Origin of the sequence: Haematospirillum sp. 15-248, from assembly GCF_012102665.1 — a bacterium.
Lineage (GTDB): Bacteria > Pseudomonadota > Alphaproteobacteria > Rhodospirillales > Rhodospirillaceae > Haematospirillum.
Genome location: NZ_JAAVTF010000004.1, coordinates 1 through 18,873, shown reverse-complemented (window position 1 = coordinate 18,873; position 18,873 = coordinate 1). Strand labels below are relative to the sequence as shown.

At 63.0% G+C, this 18,873-nt stretch carries 22 protein-coding genes and 1 tRNA gene; 6 read left to right on the top strand and 17 right to left on the bottom strand.

The genetic code is table 11. From position 1 onward, the window contains the following. Window positions 1-16: 16 nt before the first annotated feature. A complete protein-coding gene (locus tag HEQ72_RS05415; protein ID WP_168022787.1) occupies window positions 17-1,267 on the bottom strand; it encodes a site-specific DNA-methyltransferase in 1,251 nt (416 codons plus the stop codon). After that, entirely contained in the window at window positions 1,257-2,645 is a 1,389-nt protein-coding gene (locus tag HEQ72_RS05410; RefSeq protein WP_168022786.1) for a site-specific DNA-methyltransferase, read from the bottom strand. Before HEQ72_RS05410 ends, HEQ72_RS05415 begins: the two co-directional genes overlap by 11 nt. A 318-nt stretch (window positions 2,646-2,963) precedes the next feature. Between HEQ72_RS05410 and HEQ72_RS05405 the strand changes: the two genes are divergently transcribed. Continuing rightward, a complete protein-coding gene (locus tag HEQ72_RS05405) occupies window positions 2,964-3,104 on the top strand; it encodes a hypothetical protein (RefSeq protein WP_168022785.1) in 141 nt (46 codons plus the stop codon). On the opposite strand, the gene HEQ72_RS05400 is transcribed toward HEQ72_RS05405, so the two are convergent. From HEQ72_RS05400 to HEQ72_RS05340, 14 genes are all read right to left on the bottom strand, one after another. Then, window positions 3,093-4,268 carry a Fic family protein gene (locus HEQ72_RS05400; protein WP_168022784.1) on the bottom strand — a complete coding sequence of 392 codons (1,176 nt, stop codon included), beginning with the start codon at window positions 4,266-4,268 and terminating at the stop codon, window positions 3,093-3,095. The genes HEQ72_RS05405 and HEQ72_RS05400 overlap by 12 nt on opposite strands. 205 nt (window positions 4,269-4,473) lie before the next feature. Next, window positions 4,474-4,917 carry a DUF6362 family protein gene (locus tag HEQ72_RS05395; protein WP_168022783.1) on the bottom strand — a complete coding sequence of 148 codons (444 nt, stop codon included), beginning with the start codon at window positions 4,915-4,917 and terminating at the stop codon, window positions 4,474-4,476. After that, complete coding sequence (locus HEQ72_RS05390; RefSeq protein WP_168022782.1) at window positions 4,905-5,171, bottom strand: DUF6378 domain-containing protein; 267 nt, start codon at window positions 5,169-5,171, stop codon at window positions 4,905-4,907. Before HEQ72_RS05390 ends, HEQ72_RS05395 begins: the two co-directional genes overlap by 13 nt. Then, window positions 5,168-5,635: a crossover junction endodeoxyribonuclease RuvC gene (locus HEQ72_RS05385; RefSeq protein ID WP_168022858.1), complete on the bottom strand. Its 468-nt coding sequence runs from the start codon at window positions 5,633-5,635 to the stop codon at window positions 5,168-5,170. The genes HEQ72_RS05390 and HEQ72_RS05385 overlap by 4 nt, the downstream gene beginning before the upstream one ends. 150 nt (window positions 5,636-5,785) lie before the next feature. Beyond that, complete coding sequence (locus tag HEQ72_RS11235) at window positions 5,786-6,094, bottom strand: hypothetical protein (RefSeq protein ID WP_209316197.1); 309 nt, start codon at window positions 6,092-6,094, stop codon at window positions 5,786-5,788. A gap of 27 nt (window positions 6,095-6,121) precedes the next feature. Then, window positions 6,122-8,143, bottom strand: a complete 2,022-nt coding sequence (locus HEQ72_RS05380) for a phage/plasmid primase, P4 family (protein WP_245184183.1) — start codon at window positions 8,141-8,143, stop codon at window positions 6,122-6,124. Then, the gene (locus HEQ72_RS05375) at window positions 8,140-8,886 is read right to left on the bottom strand and encodes a hypothetical protein (protein ID WP_168022781.1); all 747 of its coding nucleotides are present in this window, start codon (window positions 8,884-8,886) and stop codon (window positions 8,140-8,142) included. The genes HEQ72_RS05380 and HEQ72_RS05375 overlap by 4 nt, the downstream gene beginning before the upstream one ends. Then, window positions 8,886-9,092, bottom strand: coding sequence for a DUF6511 domain-containing protein (locus tag HEQ72_RS11585; RefSeq protein ID WP_168022780.1), 207 nt, complete (start codon window positions 9,090-9,092; stop codon window positions 8,886-8,888). The genes HEQ72_RS05375 and HEQ72_RS11585 overlap by 1 nt, the downstream gene beginning before the upstream one ends. Window positions 9,093-9,296: 204 nt before the next feature. After that, entirely contained in the window at window positions 9,297-10,979 is a 1,683-nt protein-coding gene (locus HEQ72_RS05365) for a DEAD/DEAH box helicase (RefSeq protein WP_168022779.1), read from the bottom strand. Window positions 10,980-10,991: 12 nt separating this feature from the next. After that, window positions 10,992-11,603 carry a hypothetical protein gene (locus HEQ72_RS05360; protein WP_168022778.1) on the bottom strand — a complete coding sequence of 204 codons (612 nt, stop codon included), beginning with the start codon at window positions 11,601-11,603 and terminating at the stop codon, window positions 10,992-10,994. Between the two features lie 3 nt (window positions 11,604-11,606). Continuing rightward, complete coding sequence (locus HEQ72_RS05355) at window positions 11,607-12,524, bottom strand: ATP-binding protein (protein WP_168022777.1); 918 nt, start codon at window positions 12,522-12,524, stop codon at window positions 11,607-11,609. After that, on the bottom strand, window positions 12,524-12,811 hold the full coding sequence (locus tag HEQ72_RS05350; RefSeq protein WP_168022776.1) for a hypothetical protein: 288 nt from the start codon (window positions 12,809-12,811) through the stop codon (window positions 12,524-12,526). Before HEQ72_RS05350 ends, HEQ72_RS05355 begins: the two co-directional genes overlap by 1 nt. Window positions 12,812-12,954: 143 nt before the next feature. After that, window positions 12,955-13,176 carry a helix-turn-helix transcriptional regulator gene (locus tag HEQ72_RS05345; protein ID WP_168022775.1) on the bottom strand — a complete coding sequence of 74 codons (222 nt, stop codon included), beginning with the start codon at window positions 13,174-13,176 and terminating at the stop codon, window positions 12,955-12,957. Between the two features lie 168 nt (window positions 13,177-13,344). Then, window positions 13,345-14,085 (bottom strand): hypothetical protein, encoded by a 741-nt coding sequence (locus HEQ72_RS05340; protein ID WP_168022774.1) that lies wholly within the window; start codon window positions 14,083-14,085, stop codon window positions 13,345-13,347. 18 nt (window positions 14,086-14,103) lie between these two features. Between HEQ72_RS05340 and HEQ72_RS05335 the strand changes: the two genes are divergently transcribed. From HEQ72_RS05335 to HEQ72_RS05320, 5 genes are read left to right on the top strand one after another with little or no spacing between them, the layout of a single operon-like run. Next, window positions 14,104-14,274 carry a hypothetical protein gene (locus tag HEQ72_RS05335; RefSeq protein WP_168022773.1) on the top strand — a complete coding sequence of 57 codons (171 nt, stop codon included), beginning with the start codon at window positions 14,104-14,106 and terminating at the stop codon, window positions 14,272-14,274. Further along, window positions 14,271-15,170, top strand: coding sequence for an ImmA/IrrE family metallo-endopeptidase (locus HEQ72_RS05330; RefSeq protein WP_168022772.1), 900 nt, complete (start codon window positions 14,271-14,273; stop codon window positions 15,168-15,170). The genes HEQ72_RS05335 and HEQ72_RS05330 overlap by 4 nt, the downstream gene beginning before the upstream one ends. After that, a complete protein-coding gene (locus tag HEQ72_RS11230) occupies window positions 15,167-15,673 on the top strand; it encodes a DEAD/DEAH box helicase (RefSeq protein ID WP_209316195.1) in 507 nt (168 codons plus the stop codon). The genes HEQ72_RS05330 and HEQ72_RS11230 overlap by 4 nt, the downstream gene beginning before the upstream one ends. Beyond that, a complete protein-coding gene (locus HEQ72_RS05325; protein WP_416046654.1) occupies window positions 15,598-17,265 on the top strand; it encodes a helicase-related protein in 1,668 nt (555 codons plus the stop codon). The genes HEQ72_RS11230 and HEQ72_RS05325 overlap by 76 nt, the downstream gene beginning before the upstream one ends. A gap of 1 nt (window position 17,266) precedes the next feature. Next, window positions 17,267-18,616, top strand: coding sequence for a DNA-processing protein DprA (locus HEQ72_RS05320; RefSeq protein WP_168022771.1), 1,350 nt, complete (start codon window positions 17,267-17,269; stop codon window positions 18,614-18,616). Between the two features lie 132 nt (window positions 18,617-18,748). Here the strand turns inward: HEQ72_RS05320 and HEQ72_RS05315 are convergent. Next, window positions 18,749-18,825 (bottom strand) — tRNA-Met (locus tag HEQ72_RS05315). Window positions 18,826-18,873 lie beyond the last annotated feature (48 nt).

Here is an 18,873-nt window from a genome sequence, read left to right as displayed (position 1 = left end):
CTTCGGGATTGCTTGTTCATGGGCCGCGCTCGGTTCGTACATCTTCGAAGGACCGACCATCGGTCTCGAGTTTCGCCTTGGCGCCGGTGAAGGATTGCCAGCGCTCGATGATCACATCGCAATATCGCGGATCGATCTCCATCGCGAAGCAGCGGCGCTCGATGCTCTCCGCCGCGATGAGCGTCGTGCCGCTACCGGCAAAAGGCTCATAGACCGCATCCCCGCGTTCGCTGTTGTTGATCATGGGGCGACGCATGCATTCGACCGGCTTCTGCGTGCCGTGGACGGTCGCCGCATCCTCGTCACCGCCACCGCCGATCATCCAGACCGTCGATTGATCCCGCGCACCTTGCCAATGGCCGGTCGCGCCCTTCCGCACCGCGTAGAAACAGGGCTCGTGCTGCCAGTGATAGTCGCCGCGACCGAGCACAAAGCGCGACTTCGACCAGATGATCTGCGAGCGGATCGGAAACCCGCTCGCGTCGAGACTTTCGGCGACCGTCCGCGCGTGAACACCAGCGTGCCAGACATAGGCGACATCGCCGGGGAAGAGCGCCCAAGCCTCCCGCCAGTCCGCACGATCGTCGTTCGACACCCGACCGGTGCGCGTCGTCGCCGACACGCCAGCATCGTTGCGCCAGGACGGGTCGTAATCGACGCCGTAGGGCGGGTCAGTGACCATCAGATGCGGACGAACATCGCGAAGGAGGCGCGCGACATCCGCCGCACGCGTCGCATCGCCGCAAAGGAGACGATGACGCCCGAGGATCCAGAGATCGCCGGGCCGTGAGATCGGCGTGACCGGCGGCTCCGGGACGACATCCTCGTCCTCGTTGCCGCCCTTCTCACCATCCAGCCCAGCGAGCAGCCGATCAAGCTCATCCTCGGGGAAACCGAGAAGTTCCAGATCGACCCCATCTTCCTTGAGCCGCGCAACCTCGACCGACAACAGCGCATCGTCCCATCCGGAATTGAGCGCGATCTGATTGTCGGCGATGCGATAGGCACGCGCCTGCGCGTCGGTCAGATGGTCGAGTCGAATGACCGGGACCTGTGAAAGTCCGAGACGCTGGGCAGCGAGCAGGCGGCCATGACCGGCAACCAGCACCCCGCGCTCGTCGACGAGGCAGGGGACGTTGAAGCCAAATTCCGCGATCGATCCCGCGATCTGCGCAACCTGCTCATCCGGATGCGTTCGGGCGTTGGCCGCATAGGGCAGCAGCCGGTCCAGGGGCCATAGCTCGATCTGGATCTGGTCACGCCGCATCGTCGATCTCGATGCCCCGTTCGGCCGCGACCGCTTCGAACGATTGCCCATCGCCGTCGAGGACGATGGCGGAAGCCGGGAAAAGCTGACGCCAACGCAGTAAGGCGACGTCGACATATTCGGGCGCCAACTCGATCGCACGCACGCGGCGTCCCGCGCGCTCGCCTGCGACAAGCGTCGTGCCGGATCCGGCAAACGGCTCGAAGACGATGTCGTTCTGGTCGCAGTAGGTGTTCATCACGAACTCAGGCAGTGCCACGGGGAATACCGCCGGGTGCTCGGTCTCGATGCCGCGCGCCTTGTGCCGAGTGATGCGCAGGACATTGTCGGGGATACGGGTTTCCTGGACGCCCTGGCCGGCATGGGTCCATTCGCCGACCGTTCCGTCCTTGCCGCGCATGCCGCCATGGCTGTCGTTGATGTGGCCGGCCCATTTGCAGGGCACGATCTTGTTCGGCTTGCGCGTTTGCCGATTGAAGTGAAAGAGCAGCTCGAAGGCAGGTGCAAGGCGGCCATTCCAGTCGCCGGGCAATCCCGGACCCTGATCCCAGACGTAGAAGCCGAAGCGTCGCCATCCGGACGCGCGCATCCAGTCAAGCCAGCCATTCCAATAGGGCTGCCACTCGTTGTCGCGATGGATCATGCCGAGATTGACCAGGACCTGGCCGTCTTGCGCCATGACTTCGTCGAGCCGACCGAACACGCCGCGCATCAAGGCTTCCCAATCGCCGATGCCGCCGGTCGTGTAGTTGCGCTGATTGCCATAGGGCGGGCTTGTGAAGAGCAGTGCGGCGCGCTCGCTTTCCATGAGCCGCGCGATCGCAGCACCGTCCGTGCTGTCGCCGCAAAGCAGGCGGTGCTCGCCCATGCGCCAGAGATCACCCGATCGGCTGACCGGATTGCGGGGCGGCTCGGGCGCCTCGTCGGCAGCGTCTGTAGCATCGCCGCCAGCACCAGCATCGTCGTCGAGCGGCGCCATCAGGCGATCGAGTTCGGTTTCGTCGAAGCCGGTGAGTTCGAGATTGAATCCTTCGCCGGTCAGCGCGTGCAGCTCGGCGGCGAGCAATTCATCGTTCCAGCCCGCGTTCAGCGCCAGCTTGTTGTCGGCGATCACATAGGCTCGGCGCTGCGCCTCGCTGAGATGATCGAGCACGGGGACCATGCTCAAGCCGAGACGCCGCGCGGCATCCAGGCGGCCATGGCCGGCAATCACCGTCCCGTCGCCCGCGACCAGGACCGGGTTGGTCCAGCCGAATTCGACGATGCTGGCCGCGATCTGGGCGACCTGCGCGTCGGAATGCGTGCGCGGATTGCGCGCATAGGCACGCAGGCGGTCGAGCGGCCAATGCTCGACGCTGTCGGGCAAGCGAGGTTGCATGACGGGATGGCGTTACCAGGGGTTCGATGGTCGGGGCGGTAACCGGGCTTGCCGGTTACCGGATCGAGTTACCAGTCCCGCTTGCCCGCAAGGTCGCGCCATATCAAAGGCTTGAAGCGGCTGATCGCGCCGGGGCCGTGGTAACTGGTAACTCGGATTTCGGGGCAGTCGGTAGCGAACTTCCGCGCCACTGCCGCCAGCATCAGATATCGGCCAGGAAGGACCCGGGCCTTAGGGGAGCATCGATGCGCTTGCGCGCGCCTCTCCCGATCTTGCCGCCAAAGCTAGCCCAATTCGGCGAATCTGTCCGATGGGAAAGTGTCTGGCAGACGCTTTTCGCTGCGACACGCACAGATCGAAGATGCCCTGCTGGTGCTGATGCTGATGACGATGATCATCGTCATCGTGATCGTGATCGTGATCGTGATGATCCGCATTGGTCGACATTCATGCGGGTAGCGGCTCTGTCCCTTTATCGAGAAGAGCCAGGTACTTCGAGTAGGCGAAGAGTCTGCCGCGTTGCTTCCCAGTGGTCTCCCGGACGATATCCGCCGAGACCATCAAATCGAGCGCTTTGCCGACCGTAGGCACTGACAGATTCAGTTCCTTCGATGCGGATTGGATTGTCACCATCGGACGTTTTTGAATCAAGTCATGGACCCGCAGGGCCGAGGTCGCGGCGCGCCCGAGTTTGCGAATGGTCAGACGGTCAGCTTCAAATAGCGCCATCAGTTCGCGTGCCGTGTCTGCCGCTTGTTCAGCAGTCTCGGCGACGCCGGTCAGGAAGAACTCCATCCATGCTTCCCAGCCACCCGCCTGCCGCACCTCCTGCAGCAGGCGATAGTAGTCATCTCGCCTGCTCTTGAAGAAAAGGCTCAGGTACAGGATCGGTTCACGCAGTGCTCCAGCGTCGCAAAGCATCAGCGTGATCAGCAGACGACCAAGCCGTCCGTTCCCGTCAAGGAATGGATGGATCGTCTCGAACTGTACATGTGCAAGGCCGGCGCGAATAAGCGGCGGCATCGATTGATCCTCGGTGTGCAGAAATTTTTCGAATGAACCGAGGCATTCGTCGAGGCGATTTGGTGGTGGTGGCACGAACAGAGCGTTGCCCGGCCTCGTCCCCCCGATCCAGTTCTGTGACCGGCGAAATTCCCCAGGTTGCTTGCTCGCACCACGACCGGACTTCAACAGGATCTCGTGCATCTCGCGCAGAAGACGCAGCGACAGTGGAAATCCGTCTCGCATGCGCCGCATGCCGTGGTCGATGGCCGCAACGTAATTCGACACCTCCGTCACGTCATCGATCGGGACGTGCGGAATCTCGTCGTTCTCGAACAACAGCAGGTCGGATAGAGACGATTGGGTCCCCTCGATCTGCGAAGAGAGCAACGCTTCCTTGCGGACGTACATGAACAGGAACAAGGGGGTCGACGGCAGGATCGTGGTGACGCCATCGAGCCGCCCGACCGCCCCGCGCGCACGGTCGTAGAGCGAAATGAACTGACTGAAATCCAGCGGGGGCACAGGGGGCAAAGGGGCTGGCACAAAGGCGCGCACTTTTTCCCCGCCAGCCGAGGTTTCGACGTATTCTCCAAGCCGCCCGCCTGATGTTCCTTTCATGTTCTTGCTATCCTTTAATAAGCCGTCGTCGCTAGTAAAGGATAGCGCCATTTCGTTTAATTGTGAAGGGCCGTAAAGAAAGGTTCGGACGCTGCTCGGCATCCGCTTCCGCCACCCGATTCTCCCGATCTAGACCCAAGAATAGCCATTTTCCGCGATTCTGACCGAATAGGATGGGTCTAGCAGACGCTTTACGAAGGGCGCCTCACCCGAGAGCGGCCCGCGTTTCATCGATGACGCGGCGCTTGGAGACGTTGCGCCGATGCTGCTTGCCATTGAGCTGCCATGCGATGACGCAGAGCGCGTAGAGCCAGTGCTCGTTGGCGGCCGCCCGCGCAAGACCGACCTTCCAGCAGATCGTCTTCCAGCGATCGCCGCCGGCGCGCAGCCAGACGATCTTCGCATCGACCGGATCGAGACCGAAGGTCCAGCTCAGCGTCTCCTCCATCCGCGTGATGGCTGCCGGCTGCGGCCAAGGGCGTCGCATCTTGGGCGGCTCCTGGCCGACCAGATCGCTGAACTCGTCGACCATGCGCGGCCAGGTGTTGAAATAGCCGCGCACCTTCACCTCGGGCAGCCGCTTCAAGACATCCGCTGCTTCTGCCAACCGCTCTTCGACCAAGCTCGGGGTCCACTTCACTTCGTGCATGTCGTCACCTCCGTCAGCAGGGCGGCATAGCCAGCGACGTCGAGCGCGCTGTCGAAATGCCGGGGATTGTCGGTGAGCCGGGCGACCTTCAGGTCGATCATGCAAAGTGCGACCTGCGCTGCCGTCACGGGATAGCCGAGGGTCAGCGTCCAGCGCTTGGCGATGCGCTCGAACAGGGCCGATGCCGGGCCGTAGTCGTCGCCACGTTCGCCGACGACGATCGCCGCCTGTTTAAAGAATGCGTCCGCCTTCATCGGCCGACCTCCGCCTCGCGGATCGCCCAGTCGAGCAGCGCCAGCGCATCGGCTTCGTTGTCGTCGGCGGGCGAGAACCCAAGCGCTCGCATCGCGGCGATCACCGCGTCCTTGGGCGCATTGCCCTTGCCGGTCGCCGAGCGCTTGATGGTGCCGACCGGGACGCCGCGATAGGGCACGCCCTGGTGCTCGCACCACGCGGTCAGATGGGCGACGAAGCCGCCATAGACATGGGCCGCACCCGTGCCGGCGTGACGGCGGACCTCCTCGAAGAACACGGTCTGGATCGAGCCCACCGTGCGCACCATGCCATCGAGCCAGTTGCGGAAGCGCAGCCACGCCATGCCGCCGCCCTCGAAGCGGCCGGGCCGGAACTCGACGGTGCCGCTCGTGATGGCGCCATCGGGCAACCGCACCGCCCAGCCGAGGGTCGAGCCGAGGTCGAGGGCCAGCAGCACGGGCAGGCCGGATTCGGGGCTCCTGACAGATCTGACAGATGAAACGGTTTGCACCGTATATCGTGCGCGCACGCGCGCGCGTGACGTCTATAAGGGGTCGATCTGTCAGATCTGTCAGGCGGGTATTTTTGAGCGTTTGCAGGGGCTGCATCGTAGTCAGAACTCCATATCGGTGGTGGATCGACTTGCGGCCTTGAGCGCAATGCCGCGAAATCCCCTCTGGGTACTCACGGGCTCGCGCCATTTCTCGAAGCCACGGGTGGTCAGGTTTTCCGAGAAGCGGCGGATCGAGCCGACATATTCGCCGGCCGCTTCCGCCCACACCTTCCAGGCGCCGTAGAGCGTGGCGACCAGTTCTGTGCAGCCCGGGCCGGTGACGCAGGCATCCGCCATCCACCGCCCGATGGCGTCCTCGTCGTCGAAGTATTCGTCGGTCGCCGCTTGCACCGCCGCCGGCGGCTTCAACCCGATGCGCTGCCATTCAAGACAACCCTAGATCGCCCAAGCGAGGATGCCGTTGCGCTCGGCCAGCAGCCGGTCGGTGAGCGTCTTGTCGCGCTTGGCCGGTGGGATGGTCACGGTGAACGGCACCATGTGAAAGCGCCGTCGCATGGCCTCGTCGATGTTGCGGATGGCGGGCTTATGGTTGCCGGCGATGACGAGCTTGAATTGCGGCATGAACTCGAAGAAGTCCTGCCGCATGAAGCGCGCCTTGATCGGATCGCTGCCGGTCATGAGCTTCAATTTGCTCTCAGCCCAGCGTCGCCCCTGCTCGGTCTCGACGGCGGACACAAAGCGCGCGCCGCGAAGCCCCGCGAGATCGGTCGGATGCCGCTCGCCGGTCGTGGCCATGAACATGTCCATGGGTGCGGTCGTCGCGTAGTCGCCATGGATGGCGGCGACCACGTTGCAGAAGACCGACTTGCCGTTGGCGCCGGTCCCGTAGAGGAAGAACAGCGCGTGTTCGATCGTGAGACCGGTCAGCGAATAGCCGACCATGCGCTTCAGGTAAGCCTGCAGCTCGGCGTCGTTGTTGGTGACGGTCGCCAGGAACTCCTTCCACGTGGGGCAATCACCCTCGGGAGTCGCGCCCGAGATCCGGGTCATCCGATCCGCCCGATCGTGATCGCGCCGAGCGCCCGAGCGCAGATCGACGATCCCGCCCGGCGTGTTGAGCGCCCAAGGGTTGCGATCCCACTCCTCGGCCGTCGCGGCATGCCGCCGATCCGCCCGGGCCAGTCGTTCGACCGCTGCCACCGTGGCGGCACTGGCGAGCTTCGCCGCGAGGCGGGCGCGCGTGCAGCGCCCGGCCGCCTCCCGGCACACCAGCCGGGAGAGATGCAGGCCCATCAACGTGGTCTCATGACGCCAGTAGGTTCCGGTCCAGACGAGCCATTGCCCCCAGGCCGCCACGAACCGCCAATCCTCGCCGTATCGGCGCGTGAACTCGAGGGCGAGCGCATCCTCGGTGAATTGCGGCGGCGGAGCTTCATCGTCGGGACCGCCGTCGCCGGGCACGTCGCCTGGGGTTCCGGGCGATCCCCCACCGCGCTCGGCATCCCGCTTCCAAAGCCGTTCGGCTTCATGCTGGAGCTTGTCGAGGGGCCAAGGCGGATCGATCCTGGCCTCGTTGTAGGCGACGATCTCGTCCCAAGCTTGCGCCGGGGTGACGTGCCCCTCGCGGCAACGCCGGATCCAATAGCCGATGACCCGAGACAGCGCGTCGAACCGGGTCGTGCCGTCGACGCCGCCCTCGCGGATCCGACGCCCGAACAGTTCCGGGACCGCCCCCCTGCCGGCACTGGCGTCGTTGAAATCGAACTCGGAAATCGCCTCGCCTTCGAGCGGCGGCATGGCCATCACGGCTTCGGCCAGATCGCGCAGATCGAACTCGATGTCGGTCCGCTTGAGGATTTCGACGGCGCGCCTGACGCCGCCCTTGGCATGCACCGAGCCCGCAACGCGGATCGGCTGGTGCGCGGAGCGGAATGACGGATCGCCGCCAACCTTGACCGCGATCGCATGTCGCAGACGGCAGACCTTGGCGATCTCCTCGCCTTCGGCAGGTTCGGTCAGCCGCCAGTAGAGATGGAGCTTGCGCTGGCCTTCCGGGGTGATGCCGCCGGATGCGACTTCGAGCGTCGGCGCGCCGAGGTGCCGCAGCAGGTGATCGCGCTTGGCCGCAATGCCCCCATGATCGAGATCGACCAGCACCACTTGGGTCTGGACGATGTCCTCGGCTTTCGCCTCGCCGGGAGCCGCGACGGTGCCGGGCACGACGAAGAGCGCCATGCCGGCCTCGTTTGCCCAGCCCGCCTGAACGGCGAGCTTGGACGCCAGCTCCTTATCGGCCACGACGAAAGGCGTGTGCGGCGGCCGGTCGTTCGCCCCCTTTTCGGCAAGTGCGCGAACCGCGACCCAGCCATCGCAATAGCCGAACACGACTTCGACATAGGCGGCGATGCTGACCGCGTCCGGGGTGACAGGCAGCGGGACGGTTTCCTGCACCATCATGCCCAGCACCGCTGCTTCCAGGCACAGAAGGCGCACTCGAAATGGCCCGGCTCAGCAGCGATGCGCGGCAGCCATTCGCCTGCGTCGCATGCCTGCAGGATGCGCACCGCCTTGTCGCTGCAGGCCTGCGCGAGGGCGCCGTCGAAAGGCACCAGTTCGTGCCAGAGCTCGCTCGTGTCCTTGTTGATCGCGGTGAACAGGGCCGGCGCATCGGTCAGCCCCATATAGGCCTGATAGAGAGCGATCTGAGCGGCGTAGACGGGCTTTGCCGCCACCACACCCCGCTTGACGATCTCGCGCCAGTTCTTGGCGTTGGCCGTTTTGCATTCCCAAAGGGCGGGCAGCGCCATGTCGATCGCGGTGGCGACGATGACGCCATCGATGTGCCCCTGCACGCGCCCACCGGCGACCGAGAAACCGAACTGATCGCCGGCGCGATCTCGTGTGCGCCAGTCGAGCCCGGCCTTGCGCAGCCATTCGACTGCCAGGTCCTCCAGGCTGTGGCCCACCGCGAAGATGCGCAGGCTCTGCCCGCTGAAGCGGCCATCGGGATCGCGCGGCAAACAGAGAAACTCGTACTGCAGCCGGCGCGCGCAAGGATCGCCCAGACGCGAGCCACCAAGATAGGAGCGCGGCGCACGGTCCTCGTTCTCGGTCACGAGTGCAGCGTCGATCCGCACATTGAGCGTGTCCGCGAAGGTCGGCTCTTTGGGCCGATGATTGAAATCGAGAGCGTCGTCCATCAGAAGGGAATCTCCGATGCGTCAGTCTTGGCGGTCGCGCGCATGGCGTCTTGGAAGCCGCCGACCGCGCATTCGATCAGCGTCAACACCTGCTGCTCGGTCAGTTCATTGAGCCGCACCGACCAGCCGATCTCGGCCATGATCTCGGCAACTGGTTTCATGGCAGCGCGCATCGCCGCCTGTTCCTGTTCGGTGAGGTCAACCACGGCCGATGACCTCCGCGCCAAGTGCGACCAGAGGCCTTGGCACGCCATCGAGCAGAACCAGACCGAGGGGCGCGGCTGCTTCGAGCGCACCGGGTCGAACCATCCAAAACCACGGGTCGGTCGTCGGCAAACCGCGCAGAGCGCGCCACGCGGATGCCACAGCCTCAGTCGCTGTTGCGCGGACATGGGGGACGATCCCTTGCGTCATGCCGCCCTCCCGAGACTGGCCCGGAAGACCGCCGCCTTGATGGCGTCCCGGCTCCACAGGAAGTTCAGGTGGCAGTTGGCGGCGTATTTCGAGAGGCCGAAGTCGAGCGATGCGTCCGGATACCCCGACCTGCGCAGCAGCTCCTGTTGCTTGAGGCTGGCGGGCTGCGAGAGCCAACCCCGGCTCTTGCTGGCAGCATCGGTGCTTTCGACATGGCGGAGAAAATCATCGGCCGCCGCCAGAACCTGCGGGCGGTCCCCGACCGCGAGGTGCCGAAGCCGTCCTTGCCGCGGGCGCCCAACCGCATGCCAGTGCGTGCCATCGAAGAACACGCCGGACCAGGCATCGAAGCCGCTGGCGATCAGCGCGTGATCGTCGCCGAACAGGTCGCACCAGCGGAACGGCGAGCGGTGCAAGAGATCGATCTCGGTGAGGTCGAAGCTGTCGAGAACCCGCTTCTCGCGAGGCTGCCGTGCCCAGACGTGACCGCAGAAGGGACAGATCGACGTGCCGAGCGGTAGTTCCGCCTCGCATTCAGGGCAGGTCTTGTAAGGGGCAGCACCCGGCTCCGGCTCTTCGACATCGAGCCGCACTTCCTGCTCAATCGAGCCATGGCGCTGCGCGGCACCCGCGAAGTCGAGCACGATGCAATCGGTCTTGATGATGCCGGGAAAGCGCTCGGGATCGACTTTGCGCAAGCCCCGCCCGACCGCCTGAATGAACGTGCCCTTATGCAGCATCGGCCGCAGGATCGCGATGCAGCCGACCGGCTGACTGTCGAAGCCCTCGGTCAACACCATGCAATTGGTGAGCACCTGGATCTCACCGCGATCGAACCGGGCGATGATTTCGGCGCGGTCGCGCGTGGCCATCTCGCCGGTGATGGTGTCGGCCGTGATGCCTGCCGCCCGGAACGCGGTTGCGACCGACTCCGCGTGCTCGATGGTGGCGCAGAAGGCGATAGTCCGGCGATCTGCAGCCCTGGACTTCCAATGCTCGACCACCGTGTCGTTCAGCACGGAGTGATTGAGCACGCGGGCGGCGGCGTTCATGTCGAAGTCGCCGATCGATGACTGAATCTCGGAGAGCGCGTCGCCGACGCCGAGATCGATGGTGAACGTGCGCGGGGGCACCAGGATGCCCTGCTCGATCAGCGTGCCGATCGACAGCTGGAAGCCGACATTGCTGAAGGTCTTGCGCAGGCTGCGCCCATCTCCACGTTCGGGCGTCGCCGACAGGCCCAGGAGCTTCACGCCGGGGTTCAGAGATCGTGCGTGACCGATGATGTTCTGGTAGCTGTCGGCAGCGGCCCGATGGCACTCGTCGATGACGAGATGCGATAAGGCGCCCATGCGGTTGCGGCGATTGGCGCGCGCCAGGGTCTGGACGCTGCCGAAAACCACACGACCTGACCAATCGTCCTGTTCCGCCTTAACGATGCTGCCCGGCAACCCCGTGACCGCGCTGATCGTCCCCCGGTTCTGCTCGATCAGCTCATCGGTATGCTGCAGGACCAGAAAGCGGTCATCGGGGCGCTGCTTCGCCTCTTCGCCGATGAAGAAGCCGGCGATGGCGGTCTTGCCGGAGCCGGTCGGCAACACGAGAACCGTGTTGCCGTGCGCGGCGGTCTTGGTGCGGGCGGCGGCAACCGCCTCCTTCTGATAGTCCCTCGGGATCATGGCCGGCCTCCATCAGCGCGCCCAGAAGGGCGCATTGCCGGCGGGCGGCGGGGTGGCTGCCGTGTTCCCGGCCCAGGAGGGCGCGGACGCCGGGGCAGAGGGCGCCCCACCCATGAGACGCGCGTAGTCGGCGTGCTCCGCAGCAATGGCGGCGGCGATGACGTTGCGCCCCTCCTCGCTGGGGTTGTTGCGGTCCTTGTCGATGCCGACCTTGGCCACGAACTCGAGACCGTTCAGGTCGCCGAAGCCCCGGATGGTACGGGCGACGCGCGCACGCTCGGACTGATCGTCGCTGCGCGCACCACGGGCGGATTCGAGGATGCCCCGGATCAGCGCACGCCCACGATTGGCATAGACGTCCTCACCGCGATCGTTGACGCCCTTCCCCTTCACGCCGATGCGCGTGTAGATGCGACGGCGCGCATGCGGTCCTTCGAGCACGACCGCCTCGGTGTTGAGATAGAGTGCGTCGCTGATCTTGCTCTGCGTGAGCCAGCCCTCGGGGCCAGCACCACCGGGACGGATGGTGATGCGCACCTTGAGCAGCGTGTTGCTCGGGATGTTCGCCAGAGCCGCGTCTTGCGTCTCAGCGCCGTTGAAATCGATCGTGTTGGCCGTGGACATGGCTCAGGCTCCTTTGGTCGCGTCAGTGGAATTGGGCGTGGGATTGGGGATGGCGTCGGCGGCAGCGGGGCGCCCGAACTCCAGGCGTGCGGGCGGCGGATCGCCAAGCGGGCGACGGATTTTCTCCATCAGCCGGCCGAGATGCGGCTCCTCGTTCGCATCGAGCCGCCCCGAGCGGTCCTTCGCCGGATAGCCAAACGGGTTCAGCGTCTGGCAGATGAAGGCCCGGTAGGGCTTGCCGTCCTCGGTCTTGAGTTCGGCCATCGTGACGACTTCATCGACGATGCCCGGCAGTTCGAGGCCGGTCTTGGCGCCCTCGATCTGCAGCGTGAAATACGGGCGATTGAAATCGTCGAGACGCTTGTCGAGGATGCCGACCAGCCAGACGTTCTTGCCCGGCGTGTGCTGCAGATGCGTGAGCCAGGCGATCATCTCCTGGCCCAGCAGCCCGTAGGCGCCGCGCATGTCGGGCTTGCCGCTGCGATCGGACGTCGCCTGCGGCTGACCCTTGCACCATTGCAGGCAAAGCCTTGACGCGACCGTGATCGAATCCACGAACAGCGTGTCGTATTTCGCGAGGCTCACGGGATCGCCGAAGGTCGCAGAGACCCGCTCGTAATGCGCCGCACTAAAGGTCTGGTCCGCGCGCATCGCCGGGTTGGGACCACCAACCCAGCACGCGAGATCGCGCGCCAACTCCCAATCGCGGATCCGCACCTCGTCGCCGGGCCAGCCCTGCACGGCGAGTTCGCCCGCTTCGAGATTGAGGAACAGCGTGCGGCCGGCATCGAGCGTCCACAGCTGGGACGTCTTGCCGATCCCGGAGATGCCGGTCAGCACGCCCTTGATGCCGCGCCGTTCGGCGAGACGCTCATCGGCGGTGATGATCCGGAACCCGGTCGAAGCGAAGGGGGCACTCATCACGCCACCTCCTCGGCACGGGCCGCCGCCGCGACGGCCAGCATGTTGCCGAGCGCGCCCTCATTGCGCGCCAGGTCGTAGATCTGCTGCAGCGCGTTCGTCTTGCGGTAGATCGCCGACGACTGCTTGCTCAGCGCGCGGATCGCGAAGGCCAGATCATCGAGGCTCGCCTCCTCGATGGACTTGCTGGTAGCGGGACGGCCACCGATCGCGGGGATATCGATGCTGTCGGGGATATCGGACAGCCACGACTTCTTGCGAAGCCGCTTCAGCGGAGTGTCGAACATGGGCTTGGCTCCTATTTCGCCGCGCCCCGATGTCGTCGTGTGGTTTGCTACTGCCGGGCTCCGACGCCGCTCGGAGCTTTCGCGGTCCAGGTATTCCCCTTTCGGGTTTTGCATTCCCTGGAGAACCCGGCATGAAGCCGGGGTCAGGCGCTCCGCGCGAGGGCGGGCGTCTCCGGAATCTCGGACGTGCTGGCGCGGGTCTGCTGCGCTTCGAAGGCCTCAACCTCCTCGACGCGGTAGACGACGCGGCCGCCGATCTTGATGTAGCGAGGGCCCTGGCCGAGCCAGCGCCAGCGCTCAAGCGTGCGCGGGCTGATGCTCCAGCGGCGGGCCAGATCGATCTGGTTCAGGTGTTTGACGGACATCGCGTCCTCCAGCAGGCGGTGACGAAAACCTGCGAGGAAGATGCGGGGTGCGAGGGTAGGAGCCGGGAAGGTGCGAGGTAGGGCTCAGGGTAGGAATCGAGAAGCTGCGTCGGAAAACGAAAAAGCCGCCCCAGCGGGCGGCTTGATGGTGGTGATGTATGGCGTGGCTTAGTGGAACATCCAGCAGCGGCCGTGCTCCTCCTTGATGAAATCCCGCCAATCTGTTCTGCCGGAGAATGCCTTGTTGAGCGTGTTGACGCTGGAGCTGTATTCGGCGTTCTCAAGAACCTCCACCGTCAGACATTCTGGCTTTCCGGCTGCCCACGCCTCGTACAGCTGCCGGATGACGGCACGCTGCTTCGATCCTGGGAACGCGTAGCGCTTCCCTCCGACGGTGACGAACGCACCATCGGCGGCCATGGTGATCAAGGCATCGGTCGACGTCGTGCCCGTTGCGACACGTGCGGCCAGCAGATCAGAATCGACGACCAAGCCGCTGGCATGATCAACGATGTCGCGGACCGCAATGATCGAATGGCCTTGATGGATCTGTGCCGGAAGCCGGTCGGCCGGCGTCAAGCTGAGCACGATCCGCAATCCCGGCGCCGGGCGTGCGCGCACAGTGTCGGCAAACCTGCCCCATACTTTCGGGTCGGCAAGCCTGCGGCCGATCCAGAGCGGCACGCGTTTGCTCCGACCAGGCAGCCTCACCTCCCCGATTTCCCACAGGAGGTCGGGCAACAGGACCGTCGGTGACGCACGTGTCGAAAGATCGAGCCGCTCCAGCATGCGCTTGAACAGCTTCTCGAAGTTGATGCCGAACGACGCCATCTGGCCGTCCGAGACGGGCACCCATCCCGCAGATGGGCTGAAATAGCCATAGCCACGATGTTCGGGCGACCAGGACAAATTGACCGGCTCATCGTCGTGGTCCGCGAGGGAGACAGCCGCGCGGCGGAGTTCCTGCTGGACGAGAAGCGCGAGTCGCCGGAGCCCAGCGATGTCGACCTAGCCTTTTTCCGCAAATACCAGGAAATGCCGATCGATACGAAGAAGCGCCTTCGCCAGATTCTGGAGGCTTGGGAAAAACCCGAATGAACCAGCTCGCATCCGGGAAAGCGTGGGCAATCCGGCTCACACAGATATTGAACAAGGTGCCGGGCATCGAGCGCTTCCCCGTCGACGTGAGGGCGCTGGCCCAGGACTATTCCCGGCAATGCTTCCCCGACCCCATCACGATGGTGAAGGGCGAAAAGCTGGACGGCTTCGAAGGGGCCCTCTTTCGCAGTAAGGGCGCGAAGCCGATGTGGAGCATCGTCTACAACGACTCCCTCTCTGTGCCGGGCCGCATCAACTTCGTCCTCGCCCACGAATTTGGGCACTACCTGCGACACCGCCAGGAACTTGACGAATTCTTCTGCAGCCAACGCGACGTCACGCAATGGGATCGCGAGGATGCGGCGCGAGAAAGCGATGCGAACCAGTTTGCGTCGTACCTGCTGATGCCGATCGACGATTTCCGAAAGCAGATCCTGGGGCAGACGATTGATCTCGATCTCCTCGGCCATTGTGCCGATCGGTACGGCGTCTCCCTCACCGCTGCGACGTTGAAGTGGCTCGAATTCACCGAGCAGCGCGCGCTCCTCGTGGCGGCGCGAGAAGGTTTCATACTCTGGGCCAAGCCCAGTGATCCCGCCCTAAAATCTGGCGCATACATCCGATCGAAGGGGCTCGTGGTCCCCGTACCGAGCGGTTCTGTTGCCGGCGGCGCGTTCGGCGATAGTGAACTGCGTGCCCCCGTAGCCCTGCCGGCCGGGGTGTGGTTACCGAATGAGCCGGTAACCGAGATGACGATCGTCTCCGATCGCTTCGATATGACCCTGAGCCTGCTACTGCTCGAAAATGCTCATTCTGGTGTCGGGCTTGACGAAGATGTTGGTGAAGACGTTTTCGATCAAATTGAAAGATCCCAAAATCGGGGGCTAGCCCGATGACGGAACATTCTGTCGCCCTCGCTCTTCTGCGACGTGCCCTTGACGATAAGGCCGCGACGTTCCGCGAAGGGCAATGGGATGCCATCGACGCGCTGGTTAATCGAAGAGAGCGATTGCTCGTAGTGCAGCGCACCGGCTGGGGGAAGAGCTCTGTCTATTTCATCGCGACGCGAATCCTCAGAGATCGTGGCCTTGGGCCGACATTGATTGTGTCTCCCCTCCTAGCTCTGATGAGAAATCAAATCGGCGCAGCAGAACGACTCGGCATCCGCGCATTAAGCATCAATTCAACCAACCGCGACGAATGGCCGACCTTGAAGCGCCAAATTCTCAGCAATCAAGCTGACGCACTGCTTATTTCACCCGAACGACTGTCAAACGACGGATTCGTCCAAGACGTCCTGCTCCCGTTGCAAACAGCATCGGCATGCTTGTGGTTGACGAAGCTCATTGTATCTCGGATTGGGGGCATGACTTCCGACCTGACTACAGGCGTCTGGTGAACGTTCTCCAAAGAATGCCTGACAATATGCCGATCCTAGGCACCACCGCGACCGCAAATGATCGGGTCATCGCTGACGTCCAAGCACAGTTGGGAAACATCAAGATTCAGCGTGGATCGCTTATCCGGGAATCTTTAGCGCTCCAGGTCATGAAGCTTCCTTCGCAAGCTGCACGACTCGCTTGGCTGGCTGAACACCTCCCAGCGCTACCAGGAACTGGAATTGTCTACACGCTGACGAAACGGGACGCGGACCAGGTCTCGACGTGGCTGAACAACAAAGGGATTGTCGCTCGCGCCTACTATAGTGGCGTCACTGGAGATGGATTTCCAGACTCAGATTCCTATCGGCAGCACCTCGAAGAGCAGCTCCTGAAAAACGAAATAAAGGCCCTCGTAGCCACAACAGCGCTTGGGATGGGATATGACAAGCCAGATTTGGGATTCGTAATCCATTACCAAGCGCCCGGCTCTATTGTCGCTTACTACCAGCAGGTTGGACGTGCGGGACGAGCGATTGATCTTGCATATGGCGTTTTGATGTCCGGCGATGAGGATGACGATATTCGCGACTACTTCCGTAAGAGCGCCTTCCCTCGGGAAAAATCTGTCGTGTCAATCTTGCAGGCGCTTGAGGACTCAGACGGCCTAACGACGGCTCAGGTAGAGGAAGCTGTGAATCTTAGGCATGGCCAGATTGAGCAGGTACTGAAGTTTCTGTCCGTGGATAGCCCAGCGCCAATTATCAAGGATGGTTCTCACTGGAAACGCACCCCGATTCCGTACCGCATGGATCACGAGCGGATACGGCGTCTGACCACGCAACGCGAAACCGAATGGGGCGAGATCCAGGGTTACTTATCTGCGCCCGGTTGCCTGATGGAGTATTTGGCTAACTCTTTGGACGACGAGAATGCTGAACGCTGCGGCAAGTGTTCAAATTGCCTCGGAAAGCCGATCGTTGATCCGAGCTTTTCCCGGACGCAAGCGATCGATGCTTCACTCTTTCTGCGACATTCGGAATCCCCCCTCGAATGCAACAAGCAGGTCGCGCGCGACGCGTTTGTTGAGTATCGCCTGCAAGGCAATCTCCCCCAGAACCTAAGAGCTGAAACTGGCCGCGTCCTATCGCAATGGGGAGATGCCGGCTGGGGGCAGTTGGTTGCTGACGATAAACACTCCGGCCGTTTTCGTGACGAACTCGTCGAAGCGGTCGCGGAGATGTTAACTGCGAGATGGAAGCCAAACCCTGGACCCCGATGGGTCACCTGCGTGCCGTCGAAAAATCATCCCACGCTCGTCCCTGACTTTGCGGGTCGGCTTGCCAAACGGCTGGGAATTCCTTTCATAGAATCTGTGACGAAGGTACGTGTGAACGAGCCGCAGAAAGAACAGCAAAACCGCTTTCATCAGTGCCGAAATCTCGATGGAGTATTCGCTATTACTGGCAACGTTTCTCGTGAGCCGGTTCTTCTTGTCGATGATGTTGTCGACTCGGGTTGGACCATGACCATCATCGCGGCACTGCTCCGGCGGTCGGGGGGCGGCGCCGTTTGGCCCGTTGCGCTGGCAACATCAAGCGTAGGGGGCTGACATGCATATTGGCAGCCAGACACAAGCAGTCCTGCTCCTCACGGTCCATTTCGGGAAGGACGAGAAGCACGGTGAAAAGCCCCTCACAACCAGCGAGTGGGCACGGTTTGCCATCTGGCTTAAAGAGCACAACCTCCAACCTGCCTCGCTGCTGTCCGGGGGCGTTTCCTCGAACCTTTCCGGGTTGATTGACAGATCGATCACCGCACACCGTGTAGAGCGCCTGCTTGAGAGAGGGGGCGCGCTTGGGCTTTCCCTCGAACGCTGGGAGCGCGCCGGATTGTGGGTGCTGACTCGGTCGGACCCTGAGTATCCCGATCGCCTGAAGCGCCAACTACGGCAGGATTCTCCGGCTGTCCTCTTCGGCTGCGGCAACAAAGCATTGCTGAATTCAGGGGGGATTGCGGTTGTCGGGTCACGCGATGCCACGGATGCCGACATGGCATTTGCTGATGGCATCGGACGCGATGCTGCCACGCAAGGGCTGTCTATTGTCTCCGGCGGAGCGCGAGGTATCGACCAGAGCGCGATGCTCGGCACGCTTAAGCGCGAAGGAACCGCTGTGGGGGTCTTGGCGGATAGCCTTTTGCGGTCCGCCACTTCGTCTGCATACCGCAAGCATCTTATGTCGAACGATCTAGTCCTTGTTTCGCCCTTCAGCCCGGAGGCAGGCTTCAATGTCGGCAATGCGATGGCTCGAAACAAATACATCTACTGCCTCGCCGATGCTGCGATTGTCGTTTCCTGCACACGGGAAAAGGGAGGGACCTGGGCTGGCGCCATCGAGGATCTGAAGGCGGGCTGGGTTCCATTGTGGGTGAAGCGCTCAAGCGATAGATCGAGCGGGAACGCAGACCTTGTTCAGCAAGGCGGCAGGTACCTTTCGGATCTGCCACTGCAGTTGAAGGACCTGATTAGCGCTACCGGCCTTCCGCAAGAAGCTTCCGATATTCCACTTTTGATGCGCGATTCAGAACCACCACATGCGCGCGAAGCGCATGAAAGTGTCGACTCCTCAGTTAGCGTTGAGCAGGAGATCATTAAAAGAGACGACACGACCCACACCGGCATCGTGGCAAAGGACCAGCACGCGGGATCGGCGATTGATGGGCAGGCCCAACATCCCAAGAGCCTTTACGACATGTTCGTAGAAAGTTTGATCGTCGCCACGAGGGATAAGCCGCTGAGCGCTGACGAACTCGCGAAAGAGCTCGATCTGACCAAGCAGCAGGTTTCGGCATGGCTAAAGCGAGCCATCGCGGACAAGTCGGCAACTAAGAAGGGGCGCCCGATTCGCTATCAGGGGATGAGTCGCGAAAGGGGGCAGCCGTCCCTGTTCGGCGAAGATTGAGTTCCACCAAAGAGATCGATCCCCTGCGAAGAAATACGCTCCCTCTTGCTTCCACAGTGCTTCCACGGGCGGAATCGGAGTTTAATCGCAAAACGAAAACGCCCGCTAACCTTTTGAGTTAGCGGGCGAATTTGGTTGCGGGGGCAGGATTTGAACCTGCGACCTTCAGGTTATGAGCCTGACGAGCTACCGGGCTGCTCCACCCCGCGTTTGTTTTTTATTTTGTATAGAAGCAAGTTTTTTTTGAATTGAGAGAT